At 48.8% G+C, this 13,977-nt stretch carries 12 protein-coding genes and 2 tRNA genes; 7 read left to right on the top strand and 7 right to left on the bottom strand.

Features of this window, described 5'->3' with window-relative positions:
* Positions 1-197: 197 nt before the first annotated feature.
* Complete coding sequence (locus tag L870_RS0110075; protein WP_028518036.1) at positions 198-2,822, bottom strand: cation-translocating P-type ATPase; 2,625 nt, start codon at positions 2,820-2,822, stop codon at positions 198-200.
* Positions 2,823-3,200: 378 nt separating this feature from the next.
* On the opposite strand from L870_RS0110075, the gene L870_RS0110070 reads away from it, so the two are divergent.
* The 4 genes from L870_RS0110070 to spoVAE all read left to right on the top strand — a co-directional run bounded on the left by L870_RS0110070 (position 3,201) and on the right by spoVAE (position 6,757).
* Positions 3,201-4,157 (top strand): AEC family transporter, encoded by a 957-nt coding sequence (locus L870_RS0110070; RefSeq protein WP_341349469.1) that lies wholly within the window; start codon positions 3,201-3,203, stop codon positions 4,155-4,157.
* Positions 4,158-4,169: 12 nt separating this feature from the next.
* Entirely contained in the window at positions 4,170-4,907 is a 738-nt protein-coding gene (locus L870_RS0110065; protein ID WP_028518034.1) for a zinc ribbon domain-containing protein, read from the top strand.
* A 472-nt stretch (positions 4,908-5,379) separates the two neighbouring features.
* Entirely contained in the window at positions 5,380-6,393 is a 1,014-nt protein-coding gene (locus tag L870_RS0110060; protein WP_028518033.1) for a stage V sporulation protein AD, read from the top strand.
* 1 nt (position 6,394) lies between these two features.
* Entirely contained in the window at positions 6,395-6,757 is a 363-nt protein-coding gene (gene spoVAE / locus L870_RS0110055; protein WP_028518032.1) for a stage V sporulation protein AE, read from the top strand.
* Positions 6,758-6,761: 4 nt separating this feature from the next.
* Here the strand turns inward: spoVAE and L870_RS0110050 are convergent, their stop codons facing one another.
* Entirely contained in the window at positions 6,762-7,205 is a 444-nt protein-coding gene (locus L870_RS0110050) for a DUF5680 domain-containing protein (RefSeq protein WP_037271734.1), read from the bottom strand.
* Positions 7,206-7,424: 219 nt separating this feature from the next.
* Here L870_RS0110050 and L870_RS0110045 point away from each other — a divergent pair.
* A tRNA-Met gene (locus L870_RS0110045) sits at positions 7,425-7,501 on the top strand.
* A gap of 4 nt (positions 7,502-7,505) precedes the next feature.
* Positions 7,506-7,580 (top strand) — tRNA-Glu (locus L870_RS0110040).
* Between the two features lie 145 nt (positions 7,581-7,725).
* Here L870_RS0110040 and L870_RS17250 read toward each other — a convergent pair.
* The 5 genes from L870_RS17250 to L870_RS0110015 all read right to left on the bottom strand — a co-directional run bounded on the left by L870_RS17250 (position 7,726) and on the right by L870_RS0110015 (position 12,159).
* Positions 7,726-8,955 carry a site-specific integrase gene (locus L870_RS17250; protein WP_051411492.1) on the bottom strand — a complete coding sequence of 410 codons (1,230 nt, stop codon included), beginning with the start codon at positions 8,953-8,955 and terminating at the stop codon, positions 7,726-7,728.
* Between the two features lie 103 nt (positions 8,956-9,058).
* Entirely contained in the window at positions 9,059-9,250 is a 192-nt protein-coding gene (locus L870_RS0110030; RefSeq protein WP_028518030.1) for a MerR family transcriptional regulator, read from the bottom strand.
* Between the two features lie 121 nt (positions 9,251-9,371).
* The gene (locus L870_RS0110025) at positions 9,372-9,650 is read right to left on the bottom strand and encodes a DUF6809 family protein (RefSeq protein ID WP_028518029.1); all 279 of its coding nucleotides are present in this window, start codon (positions 9,648-9,650) and stop codon (positions 9,372-9,374) included.
* 118 nt (positions 9,651-9,768) lie between these two features.
* Entirely contained in the window at positions 9,769-10,242 is a 474-nt protein-coding gene (locus L870_RS0110020) for a hypothetical protein (RefSeq protein ID WP_051411491.1), read from the bottom strand.
* A 135-nt stretch (positions 10,243-10,377) separates the two neighbouring features.
* Positions 10,378-12,159 carry a hypothetical protein gene (locus tag L870_RS0110015; protein ID WP_028518027.1) on the bottom strand — a complete coding sequence of 594 codons (1,782 nt, stop codon included), beginning with the start codon at positions 12,157-12,159 and terminating at the stop codon, positions 10,378-10,380.
* 1,447 nt (positions 12,160-13,606) lie between these two features.
* Between L870_RS0110015 and L870_RS17245 the strand changes: the two genes are divergently transcribed.
* Entirely contained in the window at positions 13,607-13,909 is a 303-nt protein-coding gene (locus L870_RS17245) for an LPD28 domain-containing protein (protein WP_051411490.1), read from the top strand.
* Positions 13,910-13,977: the final 68 nt, after the last annotated feature.

Below are 13,977 nucleotides of genomic sequence, written 5' to 3'. Positions count from 1 at the left end.
TTTTAAATTGGCACGTAATTGACGGGCGCGTGTCACGCGCCCCTACAGCGCAGAGCCTGCGCACCCTTGCTCGTTCGTATATCTTCAAAAGGGCTGTCGCTTCTCGACACGGGGAGTATCATCAAAATCAACGGGCGAGGGTCACTCGCCCCTACAATATGTCATTCATAATCCGTCCGCACAGGCGGACACAATAATTATGAATTATGCATTAAATTCGCCAGCACGGGTACTGCAAGGCTGAAGCCCAATGCTGTAAGGAGCTGCACCATATCGGGAGTTACCGTGCTGAACACCACCTGTAGCTGCGGTATCATAACTGCTGCTGCAAGAACTGCCACCGACAGAAGAACTGCTCCCACAAGCTTAATATTGCCGAAAGGATTCATGCGGAATACCGAACGTCTCTCGCTTCGGCATTCAAATACGTGTATGAGCTGCGATGCTACCAGTGTGATAAGCGCGGCGGTTCGGCAGGCTTCAAGAGAGCCCCCCAGACGCATTACCGTTGTGAAGCTTGCAAGAGTGGAAAGTCCGATAAATATACCTCGTATTACTATCTTCCACATAAGCCCTCCTGCAAAGAAGCCCTCTCCCGAACGTCTCGGCGGACGGCTCATTATATCGCTCTCGGGCGGCTCCATACCCAGTGCCACAGCAGGGAGTCCGTCAGTGACAAGATTCACAAGGAGTATCTGCACAGGCAGAAGCACCACAGGCATTCCCATGACTATACCGAGGAACATAGTCAGAACTTCTCCTATATTGCAGGACAAAAGATACCGCACGAACTTCCGTATATTGGAATAAACGCACCGTCCCTGCTCCACTGCATTCACGAGAGTTGCAAGGTTGTCGTCCATGAGTATCACATCTGCCGCCTGCTTGGTCACGTCAGTTCCCGTAACGCCCATAGCTACACCAACATCGGCTTCCTTTACCGCAGGAGCGTCATTCACGCCGTCACCTGTCATAGTTACTATTTCGCCCCGCCGCTTGAAGCTCTTTACAATACGCAGCTTATGTACAGGCTCAACACGGGCAAATACCGTATATTTTCCGATATCACGGTCGAGCTCCTCATCTGTGAGCTTATCAAGCTCCGCACCTGTTATTGCCTTTCCGCCTTTGAGCAGTCCTGCTTTTTTTGCAACTGCCACGGCGGTATTTTTATGGTCTCCCGTTATCATGACAGTCTTTACGGAGGCAGAAGCACATTTGCGTATGGCTATTTTTGCTTCCTCACGTGGAGGGTCTGTCATGCCTGCAAAGCCCAAGAATACAAGGTTTCCGCGGTCAGGGTCGAAGCTGTCGGAAGTAAATACCGCCAGTGCAAGGACTCTCAGTGCTTTGTCTGACATTTCCGCAGCCTTTTCCTCAAGCTCTCTGCGGACTGCCGCCGTCATATAGGATGCTTTGCCATTTTCGTCCATATACTGCGTACATCTCGGCAGCATAACTTCCTCCGCACCCTTGAAGTAGATACGCTTTTCACTTCCCCATTGACAATGCACAGCCATGAAGCGCGTCTCGCTGTCAAAGGGGTATTCCTCAATAACACGGCAGCTGCCCGACAGCGACTCCCTTGTGATGCCTGCCTTTGCAGCAGCAATAAGCAGTGCGGCTTCTGTAGGGTCGCCTGTTACCTTCCATTCTCCCTTGCCTGCAAGCGTGCCTCTGTTGCGGCTTTTGGGAGTCTCCTGCGTACTTATCTCAGCCGTAGAGCATACAACTCCGCACCGCAGAGCTTCCGTGAGAGCCTTTTCGGTCATTGGATTTACGGCGATATTATCACCTTTGGTAACTGCTCCGCTGACTCTGTAGCCCATACCGCTGAAACTATAAGTCTCCGATACTGTGGAAAGCTCAGTAACCGTCATTTTGTTCTCGGTGATAGTACCTGTCTTGTCTGAGCATATCACCGATGTGCAGCCGAGAGTCTCTACGCTGTGGAGCTTATTCACAAGGGCTTTCTGTTTGAGCATACGGCTCACCGCCAGCGCAAGGGCAATAGTCACCGTTGCGGGCAGTCCCTCAGGAATTGCAGCTATAGCTATGGTTATGCCCGTCATGAGCATATCGAATACATTTTCGCCCCTGAGCACTCCTGCTCCGAAAACCGCTGCGCATACCACAAGGCATATTATTGCCACCACTTTTCCAAGCTCTGCAAGCCGCTTTTGCAGGGGAGTCGCTTCGCTGTCGATATCTGTCAGCATCTCCGATATCCTGCCCATCTGGGTATTCTTTCCCGTTGCTATTACCTCTGCACGGCAGGTACCCTTCACAGCTGAAGCTCCGCAGTAGACTATATTCGGCTTGTTCAGTGAGTTGTCCCTGTCGGCGGTATCGCCTGCGGTCTTGCCGACTGCCGTGGATTCTCCCGTGAGTATGGACTCATCGGTGAAAAAGCCTGCTGCTTTCAGTACAACTCCGTCCGCAGGTATGCGGTCGCCTGCTTCAAGCTCGATGATATCTCCCGTTACAAGCTTTGCCGCATCAATTTCCGTAAGCTTACCATCACGCCAGCATTTAGCCGTTGGAGAAGTCATGGAGCGCAGGGCTTCAAGTGTATGCTCCGTGCGGTACTCCTGAACGAAGCCCAGTATCGCGTTGAGCAGCACTATGAGTATTATGGTGACCGCGTCGGATATCTCCCCAAGCAGTACGGATACCACCGTTGCCGCAAGCAGTATCATCACCATTACGTCCTTGAACTGCCCCAGAAATATCTTCGCAGGAACTGCTTTCCTGCTGTCTCCGAATACGTTTTCACCTTCGGTCTTTAGCCTTTCGGCTGCTTCCTTTTCAGTAAGTCCCATACCTTCACCCTTTCGCGTAGCTTTGTCCTTACATCATATGCCGCCCCCCACTCTGTTATGACTGATTAGTGCAGGAGCGGCTGTATTAATTAATAATCCATAATGCATAATTCATAATTGTAAGGGAGAGTTCTGCTCGCCCGTGTGTCACGAACCATTATGTATATCATAACTATGTGTAGGGGCTGGCGTTCCCTACATTCTCTATTCTCAATTCACGGACGGATAATATCCGCCCCTACTAATCACTTGCGGAACGCCGAGGGCGGCGTTCCCTACACTATGCACTAATCACTAACCACTAACAACTAAACCGCTTGCACCGGTAAAAAAAATATGCTATAATCAAGTTGTAAATAACATAAGGTAGTGATATTTTTGTTCCTGAAAAATCTTTCATTCAGTCTCAATGCCACTGTGCCCGTATTCTTGATGATGGTATTCGGCTGGTTCGTACACAGGGTGAAGCTCCTTGACGACCATTCAACGGCGCAGATAAACAAATTCGTATTCCGCACACTTCTCCCTGCGCTCCTGTTCATGGATCTTTCTACTGCGGATTTCCGCTCGGTATGGGACGGCAGATTCGTACTCTTCTGTATGTGTGCAACTCTCCTCAGCGTAGGCATAGCAGTGCTTTACTCGCTGCTGACAAAAGACCGCTCGGAAAGGGGCGAAGTGATACAGGCATCTTACCGAAGCAGTGCCGCTATACTCGGCATAGCCTTCGTTAACAATATCTACGGTCATTCCACTATGGCGGCTCTTATGATAGTGGGAACTGTTCCGCTTTACAACATCATAGCTGTGACTACTCTTGCTGTGACATCTCCCGAAAAGGACAAGAGCAAGGGCAGGAAGGCTCTTGCTTTAAGCACATTCAAAAGCATTGCCACAAATCCAATTATCCTCGGCATAATCGTCGGTATCACATGGTCGCTGCTGAAAATACCGCAGCCCGTCATACTCAGCAAATCCGTTACATATCTGGGCAATATGGCTACTCCCCTTTCGCTCATAGCTCTGGGAGCTTCTGTGAAATTCGGCGAAGCAAAGGGAAAGCTGCCTGTTACCGCAGGCATAGCCTTCATCAAGCTGGTGCTATTCTGCTCACTGTTCCTGCCTGTGGCTATAAAACTGGGATTCCGCGGCGAAAAGCTCATTGCTATACTGGTAATGCTCGGCAGTGCGACTACGGGAAGCTGCTTCGTAATGGCCAAAAACCTCGGTCACAAGGGCACTGTCACCGCATTTGCCGTCATGCTTACGACTCTGTGCAGTGCCTTCACGCTGACGAGCTGGCTGTTCATACTGAAAACACTTGATTATATCTAAAGGAGTGATACCATGCCATATTGCACACAATGCGGCAGACATCTCAATGACGGAGAAAAATGCAGCTGCACATCATCTGCGCCTGCGCAGGACTACAGTAATGCTCAGCAGCCCTACTCTAACGGCTATCCGCAGCAATTCGGCTATTCCCCGTACAAAGCTCCGGTGTATCCGCAGCCGTACTCCCCTCAGCCTTATCAGTACATATCCTATCCGCCTGCCAAAAAGAGCAATGCGTGGATATGGGCGATCATCATACCCGTTGCTATATTCGTAGCCATAACTCTCGCTATCTTATTGCCTGCTATCAGACATACAAGAGAGAAAATGCGATACATGGACGCATATAACTGCGCACGTGATATCAACGATGCAGGCGGCAATGTGATCTCCGACCTGAAGCAAGAAGAAAAGAACGTCAAGGGGCTCTATATCATCAGCTCCGATCCCGAGTCAAATGTGGCAGTCCCTTTCGATGCGGAAGATTTTTACGAGGGTATGAAAAAATACTTCAGCGACGCAGATGAATGTGAATACTTCATCATCGTCAGAAACGGAAAGGTGGAATATACCGCCGCTTCCAAGAGCTGGACAAACAGCTCCGATGCCGTGGCAAGTATTCCAAACGGTCAGAATACCGCAAAACGTTACGTTCTTGACGGATTCAGCACTAAGGAAAGGAAATCCGATACCCTCGATATCCTGTACTGGGACGCATACGATCAGATATTCTCAGTGGCAAGTGATTAGTGATTAGAATTGTACGGGCGCACAGTGTGCGCCCGTAACTTTACAATGCAATTATGCTTAAACCATGTGTAGGGGCTGCCTGTGGCAGCCCGTTTTTTATAATTACGCCATTATCCATGTAGGGGCGAATTCCGTTCGCCCGTTTTGTTTTACTTCATAAGTAACATGAAACAATTTGTAGGGACGCGCATTGCGCGTCCGCCAATAAAAATGTTAATTGCAACCCATTCATGCTATTTATTATGTAAGGTATACGCGGACGACCAGCTCTGCATATAGCATTGCTAACCAAATCAAAGATTTGGAGCACTGCTTAAATGGTCGTCCCTACATTATGTCATTTTAGGTTTATGCGTAATTGGTGGGCGGATAATATCCGCCCCTACTATGCACTGATCACTAACCACTAATTGACTTTTTTGTATATTTGCATTTTTTTGTCACATAATAACTCCGAAACGGAGGTATTATCATGGCTAAACGAATCGGCAGGGGAGTTTTTCAGCTTGAGACTCCCGTAAAAATAAAAAGCTATGCTGCTGTTGTGGGGGAAAAAGAGGGGCAGGGTCCTCTCGGCAGCTGCTTCGATGAAGTGGTCAGTGACAGTCACTTCGGCAAAGCTACATGGGAACAGGCAGAAAGCCGCTTTCAGCTCGAAGCTATGGGACTCGCTCTGCGAAAGGCTCAGCTCATGGGCGATGACATTGACGTTATATGCGCAGGCGACCTCATCAACCAGTGCACAGGCTCGGCTTACAGCATGAGAGAGCTTGCAATACCGTTCCTCGGGCTCTACGGCGCCTGTTCCACTATGGCTGAGGGACTCCTCATAGCTTCAATACTCACCGAATGTGGTCTCGCAGAATATGCGGCTGCTGTTACTTCTTCCCACTTCTCAACGGCTGAGAGACAGTTCCGATTCCCCCTTTCCTACGGCGGTCAGCGTACTCCCACAGCTCAGTGGACATGTACCGCTTCGGGAGCTGTCATACTCTCACGTGAAGAAGGCTCTGCCGCTATAGTCGGCGGCTGCATCGGCAGAATAGCCGACCTTGATATATGCGACATAAACAATATGGGCAGCGCTATGGCTCCTGCTGCCGCTGATACTGTCTCCCGTTACCTCTCGGCAACGGGTACTTCACCTACGGACTACGATATCATAGTCACAGGCGACTTAGGACTTGTGGGCAGTCAGCTCCTTCTCGATATCCTTATGAAGCAGGGCATCGACATCTCGGCTCAGCACCGCGACTGCGGCGCAATGATATTCGATGCTGATACTCAGGACACTCACTGCGGAGGCTCGGGCTGCGGCTGCGGAGCAAGTGTGCTTTGCGGCAACTTCCTGCCTATGCTCGAACGTGGCGAGGCACACGATATACTCTTTGCAGCCACAGGTGCGCTAATGTCGCCCATGTCCATGCAGCAGGGCGAAAGTATCCCTGCTATCTCACATTTAGTCCATATAAGAAAGGAACGATAATATGCTCTGGGATATCATTAAGGCTTTCCTTGTGGGCGGTGCTGTGTGCGCCGTGGGACAGCTCCTCATAGACTTCACCAAACTCACACCTGCACGTATACTCACGGGCTTCGTTGTCACGGGTGTAATTCTCTCCGCCCTCGGACTCTATAAACCCTTTGCAGACTTCGCAGGCGCAGGAGCTACAGTGCCCCTTACAGGCTTCGGTCATCTCCTTGCCGAGGGCATAAGAAAAGCCATCGAAAACGATGGCTTTCTCGGTATATTCACAGGCGGTCTTACCGCAGCAGCAGGCGGTGTCACCGCTGCACTTCTCTTCGGTCTGACTGCTTCATTCCTGTTCAGGCAAAAGGACAAGTCCTGAACAGCTACTTTATCAGAGTGCCGTGATAGTGACATTCATATATCACTTCCCCCTTATACGCTATCACTTCATATCCCTGAAACCATGAGAAATCCCCCTTGACCGTGCTTTTGTAGGTGTAATCTCCGCTCCTGTACTCATCAGGTCCGCGGAACGGCTTATCCGCAGGGACGCGCAGGAGTGCTTCTTTCAGAAAATCGCCGCTGAAGGGCTCTCCTGTCACCTGTCCTGCGTAATTCATGCTCCAGTAGGGCTTTCCGCTTATCCATACAGCTTCCTCACCTGCGAACTGAGCTCCGCCCAGATATGTGTCGAGGTACATAAGTTCACCCTCTTTGTACTCCAAGTCGTGAGACTCGGGACGCGAGGAGACTGTCTCCGCACCCTTTCCTGCATATGTCGCCTTTTTCGCACGTATAAGAAACGCCGTAATTTCATCTGTTCCCATTATTCTTCCTCCCAAATCAAATAAATCTATTACATTGATTTTATCATATATCAATTGCGTTGTCAATCGGACTGTTGTAAATTGTGCTCCCTAAAAATATAAGCAGAGCCGCTATTTTGTGCAAGTCTACAAAACAATTATTTTTTTCGCGTTTATGCTTGACTTTTTTCTTATTCTGTAATATAATAATTTAGTCGCAGGTGACGGCAATATATTAATGGCGGCATAGCTCAGTTGGCTAGAGTACTCGGTTCATACCCGATTGGTCGTTGGTTCGAATCCTACTGCCGCTACCATTATGGCCCGTTGGTCAAGAGGTTAAGACATCGCCCTTTCACGGCGGAATCATGGGTTCAATTCCCGTACGGGTCACCATTATTGGTTTACTGCAAATGGCTTTAAATAGCCATTTGCAGTTTTTTATTATTTTAATCAACTACCCGCAACCACTTATCAACCACTTATTGCCACTTTTAACTATTTTCAGGTGTGCCGCAGAATTTTCGCTCTGCGGTCATTTTTATGTCCCGAACTGCTCACCGCCGCGGTTCTGAACGTCATATTTCACGCACTCCGCAGGCTGATGAGCGAACTTCAGAGCGTTGGTGATAGCCTCGCAGTTGCGAGCCCTCGCCTCCTGGAACATATGGGAATACAGGTTCAGAGTTGTTCCTACGACGCTGTGGCCCATATCAGCCGAGACCGCAACCACGTCCACTCCCTCGAATATAAGCAGACTCGCGTGCAGGTGTCGCAGGGAGTGTATGTTTTTGAAGGGCACTCCCACACGTCCGCAGTAGCCCTTCAGCCACTCGAAGGGTGTCTGCGGATTCATAGGCTCGCCGTTCCACTTCGTGAACAGCCTGTCGTTCTCCACCCACTTTGTCCCGAGCCGTCGTGCCTCGATAGTCTGCTCCGTTCTGAACCGCCTCAGCAGGTCCATTATTATCTCGGGCATCTTCGATACACGCTTGGAGCTCCGCGTCTTGGTGGTGTCAGTGTAGATCCCCTTCTCCGCGGTGTACTGCGAGGTTCGTCTGACGTGGATGAGGTCATTTTCAAAGTCGATGTCCTTCCACTCCAGTCCCAGCATCTCGCTGCGACGGAATCCGCTGTATATCGCAAGCATGAGGTAGAGCTGATACTTCATCGGCTCGTTGTCCAGATTAGCGAACAGCGTCCTCACCTCGTCCAGTTTGAATATCTCCTTTTCAAGCTGCTCCTGCTTCGGCACGAACACTCGTCTGCAAGGATTGTCGCTGAGCATACCCATTCGTATCGCGTATGTAAACACGTCGCTGATGAAGCTCAGGTGGTGGACCGCTGTCTTGCGCGAGAGCGGTTTGCCTGTGGTCTCGTTTCTGCCGTTTATCATCATGTCGGTGATGAAACGCTGAATGTCGCGCGCAGTCAACTTGTCCATACGCTTGTGTCCCAGTGCAGGATATACACGCTTAGTGAGCTGTTTCATTCGGGCGTAGGAAGTCGGTCTGAGGTTGATCTTCGCGTACTCATCGAACCACTGCTCCGCAAATCGCTGGAACTTTATCGCCGAGGTTACCTGTCCCCTCATACACTCTTCCTCGAACAGCACCGCCATTTTGTTGACTTCTCTCTCAATCTGCCGCGGAGTCATTCCGGGCTCGGGATAATAGCTCCTGTACTGATTGTGCTGCTTGCCGTCGACTCCGTAACCGCAGGAGACTCTTATTTCATACGAACCGTTTTTTCTTTTTCTGATAGCCGCCATATATAAAACCTCCGTTCAATAATACGGCGCGTTTCTACCAAGGACATCATACCACAACGCGGCAGAAAAGTCCAGCAGAAACGCGCCTTTTCGCACTATTTATTTACGCAGTCTCCCCACGCAGATACCTGAGGAACAAGTCCTTGTTGATGAGATATTTCTTGCCTGCCATGATGTGCGGCACCTGGTCGTTTATGCACATCTGACGCACACGGTACTCGGTCAGTCCCTCCACAAGAGCTGCCGCCTCCTTTATGGTCAGCATAACTATTCTTTCCTCGTTGTTTTCACCCATTCTATTCTCCTTTCGCCGAACGTTAGTTGTTCTCACGAATGAATGCTGCGGTCATTTTTATCACTCCCTTCAAAGGTCAAATGGGCACGGCGACAACCGTACCCACGCCATTGCTATAATGCTATTTCAGGTTCTCGCTGCTGCCGAACATCACGTCTATAATAAGTTCGGCACAGTCACGAAAACCCTGTATGTAGCTTTCCGCTACCATTGTCTCGGACAGCATTCCCTGCATATCCGTTATTTCGTTCAGCAGTTTCTTATCGTCAGCCGACAGTCGTTTCCCCAGTGTGTCGCACATTTCAAGCAGCTCCAGACTTTGCTTTGCATAGTCGGAGTCCTTTCTCACATCATGCTGACACGGTATGACGTTTCCGTAATACAGATCCTGCAACTTCATCGCCGCGATCACCTCCTGACCAACAATCATACCATATCGCTCTGTCGAAATCCATTCACCAGACTGGACGAATGTTGGCTGTTGATACCGAGCAGAAGCACTACACAATAATCAGCTTTTATTCTTCCTCACTTCGCTGATATCTGACAGCACTCTCAAAGTTTATGATACCGTTGATGCGGCACACCTCGTCTGTGACCATTTCGCGAAGCTTGAAAAGTGTGCTTTCTTCGATATCATTTATCGCCGCAAGTATATGCGTCTGCGCACCGACTTCAACTGCAAGCTTGAATATCGCACGAGACACCCTCTGCTCAGTCCCCATGATATATCCCTCAACGATATGCGCTATCTGCGGCGCAAGGTACTCGATGAGCTCAGGCTTGTTCTGCATAAGGTGTGCGCAGTAGAAGCGGATAGCTTTCTCCATGAACTCAGTTTTGGTGCTGCAATTATCCGACTTGTAGAGACTTTCAACGGTCTTCATAGTCTCAGGATAAACGTACAGCGGAAAGCGTTTTTTCAGAGCGTAGACTCCATCATAATTTGCCGAAACATCGGCACTTTTCTTACTTTTTGCATTTTTTGGCATCAGCATTTTCCTCCCTTTTTGATTTTGACTCCAATTCGGTAAACTCACAACCTGCGGAATATCGGCGGGCACTGCCCGTCCGATGTGGAACGGCGGGCGCTTTGACGCCAGCCTTTATCCTGCAACCCAAAAATCTCAGCGATTTCCGCTGTTTTTGGCTTCTTCCATATCAGGGAACATCTTCGACTTATCCAGCACTGCAACGCTCATCTGACGGTCATCGGTAACGCGGACAGTAGTGGTGTTGCGTTTACCTTTCACGACCATTATGCCGTCATCGACCAGCTGCTGTATCAAACTGTTTTTGCCAATGGAAAAACTTTCTCCCATTTCCTTCGACAGCTTCACCACTTCCGACAGCGCCGCATTCATGATGAGGTAGTAGAAGTTGTCGTCATCGAAGCCGATGAAGCCTTTTCGGTTCATATCGCAGTCGTTTCCGATGAAATTGACACTGCACCTGCCGCTGTCGAGCAGACTTTTCAGCTTGTCGCAGAATTGATACGAATAGTTTTCGTTCTCGACAATGGAATTGTTTCTGACTGAACTTGTGACGATTATGTTTCGGAATGACTGTTTGTAGTTCTCCATATCCTGCACACCTATTTCTTCTTTTGCATTCAAAAACGAAAACAGAAAGTCAAAACCTATCATCATGTGCGCGAGGGTATCGGGAACTCTTGTGTGGAAGTTATCACACCTTGCAGACAGCTCCTCTGTTACTTCGGTGCGATACTTTTTGAATGTATCTGACAAGCCTTGCACAAAAGTATTTTCATCGCAGAGATATGTTGTGCGCAGCCAGTCAACGTAGCTGTGCATTATCGACGCAAGCACTCCGTCCGCCGCGAGCTGCTGATACTCAGTCATCAGCGCGAGATCTATGTCGTCCGCTTTCATCTCGATGATAAAGTAGCGCGCGAGACCGCTCTGCGATATCTCGGGAACGTACTCCGCAGTGACAAGACACATACCTGTCGGCGGACGCGACGGCTGCAATTCTATCTTGCTATTCAATCTTGCGCGACCAATGCGGTCGCCGTAGAAACGCGCAAGGTTCTGCGCAGTGCTTTTCATTTCAGAGTCGCCGTACACTCCATTCGGGTGCAGGTCATCGACGCAAGTCAGCACGTCCTTCAGCGAATAAATATTGCTGAGGATACTGTTCGCCGTATCGTGAAACGACATAGGCAGAGTGCTTGCAGTGAAGCTGCCGAAGAATGAACACATCAGCGCCGCAGTCGTTGATTTGCGCGTACCTGTTTTACCAACAAGAGCAGTTATGAACTTCTGTTCGCAACTCGCCGCTTTCAGAAAATGTTCCAGCGGAGACAGGAATGTTACTGCAAGCAACGGCAGCATTACTCTCTGCGGAAGTAAACCGTTTTCAAGCAGCGCTGTGAGATAGAACAGCTTGTCCGCACTTGCACTTCCACTCCAATGGTAAGCGTTCAGCTTGCCTTGCAGCTCCACTGTGAACTGACTATCCGCAGACGGCATCAGGAACTCGTACCGATTATCTATTTGCCGCCAGCCTGTCTGACTGTACACCGTCCTGAATTCCACATCAGCTTTGGTGCTCATAATTGCATGACGTATCTTGCCGAGAGTATTGTTCGCCGGCGAATACGAACCCAGCGAGCCCCACTTTTCGATGAGCCATTTCATACTGCTCATCTCGTCTGCGGTGACAGTTACCGTCGGCATTGTCGTTCCGTTGGAATGTACTGCTCCGACCTCGAACGCTTTGCGGCACTCACTTCCGTCATCGAATGTTATCTCAGATTTCAGCACGGGGACGTAATCGCACAGCCTGACCATTGTGACCTTTCCTTTCCGCTCGACCTTTTCGTAAAGGCAGCCGTCTTTGACGCAATACGGCTCGTTGTAAATGTTGTTGTCGTAGTTTTCGGTCATCCTATCATCCTTTCTTTTCAAACTCGCTTTATTTGCCCTCAGAACCGCTCCGAGAGCTCGTGTGGTGTAGTTATCCCTCCTTCCATCGCAGGACGGCACAAACCGCGCACAAACGCGCGACACGCCGACCTGCCACTCTGATTTTACTAACAAACTACCAAACACTGTCAAAGCACCTGATACAGAGCTTTTCCGGCGTTAGCAATTTACTATCGCAGAACTAACAACTACCGATTTTGCTATCGGCAGAAGTAAAGATATATCGGCGCTAGGACCTGCCCGTTAGCAAGTTAGCAATTGTTTTGTGTGGGACCTTGCGCAGTACCGTTCCTTTCATTCCGTCTTGCGTGACGAGAGAGAAGTAGTTCACAGCTCGATGCGCTAAGCCCCTCCAAGCCATTGCGGCGCACTTAACTGCTGTGTTATCACTCCTGCGCAGGATATTTAATTTTCAAGATACTATGCCCTCTAATTATAGAGAACTGGGAGAGGCGTTTTGATAACCCTTTCCGGCAAATTTTTCAGAAAAATCTCCATTTCTGAAAATTGCCCTCTACTTATAGGGGAATGGGAAGGGCGTTTTGCACAGTCTTTTTGTAAAACTTTGTAGGACTGCACAAGCACCGAATTATTTGTCCCTCTACTTATAGGGGAATGGGAAAGCACATTTTACCACCCATTTCATATTATTTTGTAGAGGTGCATAATCGCCGGCTTATGAATGTTCCCATTTTTATCGCCTCATATAGTAGCCGTTGGGAAGGGCTGTTTTGAACGACTTTTTTCAAACTTTGTATGATTGCACAAGTTCGATCACTTATTTTGCTGCCGCTTTTGTGTCCTTCATATAGTAGCCGCTGGGAGAGGCTCTTTTGGGCCATGATTTTGAAACTTTGTAGGCTTGCACAGAATCATGTTTGCCACTTCGTATATTCTGCCAATTAAAAAACTAACAACTATCAACTTTGCTATCAGCGAAAATGAAGATATATCGCCGCCTAAGCCAATTTGGTAGCAAGTTAGCAATTATTTTACAGGAGCCCTTGCGCAGTACCATTCCTTTCATTCCGCCTTGCGTGACGAGAGAGAAGTATTTCACAGCTCGATGCGCTAAGCCCCTCCATGCTATTGCGGCGCACTTAACTGCTGTGTATCACTCCTGCGCAGGATATTTAATTTTCAAGATTCTATGCCCTCTACTTATAGAGAACTGGGAAAGCCATTTTGCACAGTCATTTCTCAAATCTTTGGATAAACGCACAAAAACCAGCACCTGCAATTGTGTATGTTGCAGGTGCTGTAAAAGTATCATTTGTCAATTTGGACTAACTGCCATTTTTATTACGAATAATGGGAGGAAAGCGCTTGTTATTGAGAAAAAAATCAGAAATATTGATTTTGTTCCTTCCGTATGCTACAATAGCAAATATTTTGTAGGAGGTGCCACATGAGTGTTAATGCAAACGAGGAAGTATTCGACCTATTGGAGCTGTTCGGAAAAACAGTTCTTTTCATCTGTATGAGAGTTAAGAGGAATACAGTCCCTGACAACTTGTACGTTTATGACGTCCGCCACGACGATGACTGCAGCGGCAGGATTGTCGAGGTCAGACCGCACATTTTGGTCAATCACTGGGGAACTGTTATCTGTAAAGAACCTATTGAAATGACCGACATCGGCTGTAAATTTGTCGAGGAAGATGATTACAGGTACACAGGCGAGACGTGTAAATTAACTGAATATATGTAAATGCAAAGGCGTTCTGTGAAAATCCACAGGATGCCTTTCTTTATTTCGTAAGGTGCACCAAAATAATC

It is taken from the genome of Ruminococcus flavefaciens ATCC 19208, from assembly GCF_000518765.1.
GTDB lineage: Bacteria > Bacillota > Clostridia > Oscillospirales > Ruminococcaceae > Ruminococcus > Ruminococcus flavefaciens.
Note: the sequence above shows the minus strand (reverse complement) of the source record. Positions and strands in the feature narration are given on the sequence as shown.

What these genes read in the sequence shown, in the direction of transcription:
- L870_RS0110020 (WP_051411491.1), bottom strand. Translation starts at nt 10,242, where the DNA reads ATGCCAAAAAATGCAAAAAGTAAGAAAAGTGCCGATGTTTCGGCAAAT.
- L870_RS0110025 (WP_028518029.1), bottom strand. Translation starts at nt 9,650, where the DNA reads ATGAAGTTGCAGGATCTGTATTACGGAAACGTCATACCGTGTCAGCAT.
- L870_RS0110065 (WP_028518034.1), top strand. Translation starts at nt 4,170, where the DNA reads ATGCCATATTGCACACAATGCGGCAGACATCTCAATGACGGAGAAAAA.
- L870_RS17250 (WP_051411492.1), bottom strand. Translation starts at nt 8,955, where the DNA reads ATGGCGGCTATCAGAAAAAGAAAAAACGGTTCGTATGAAATAAGAGTC.
- L870_RS0110060 (WP_028518033.1), top strand. Translation starts at nt 5,380, where the DNA reads ATGGCTAAACGAATCGGCAGGGGAGTTTTTCAGCTTGAGACTCCCGTA.
- L870_RS0110050 (WP_037271734.1), bottom strand. Translation starts at nt 7,205, where the DNA reads ATGGGAACAGATGAAATTACGGCGTTTCTTATACGTGCGAAAAAGGCG.
- L870_RS0110015 (WP_028518027.1), bottom strand. Translation starts at nt 12,159, where the DNA reads ATGACCGAAAACTACGACAACAACATTTACAACGAGCCGTATTGCGTC.
- L870_RS17245 (WP_051411490.1), top strand. Translation starts at nt 13,607, where the DNA reads ATGAGTGTTAATGCAAACGAGGAAGTATTCGACCTATTGGAGCTGTTC.
- L870_RS0110030 (WP_028518030.1), bottom strand. Translation starts at nt 9,250, where the DNA reads ATGGGTGAAAACAACGAGGAAAGAATAGTTATGCTGACCATAAAGGAG.
- spoVAE (WP_028518032.1), top strand. Translation starts at nt 6,395, where the DNA reads ATGCTCTGGGATATCATTAAGGCTTTCCTTGTGGGCGGTGCTGTGTGC.
- L870_RS0110075 (WP_028518036.1), bottom strand. Translation starts at nt 2,822, where the DNA reads ATGGGACTTACTGAAAAGGAAGCAGCCGAAAGGCTAAAGACCGAAGGT.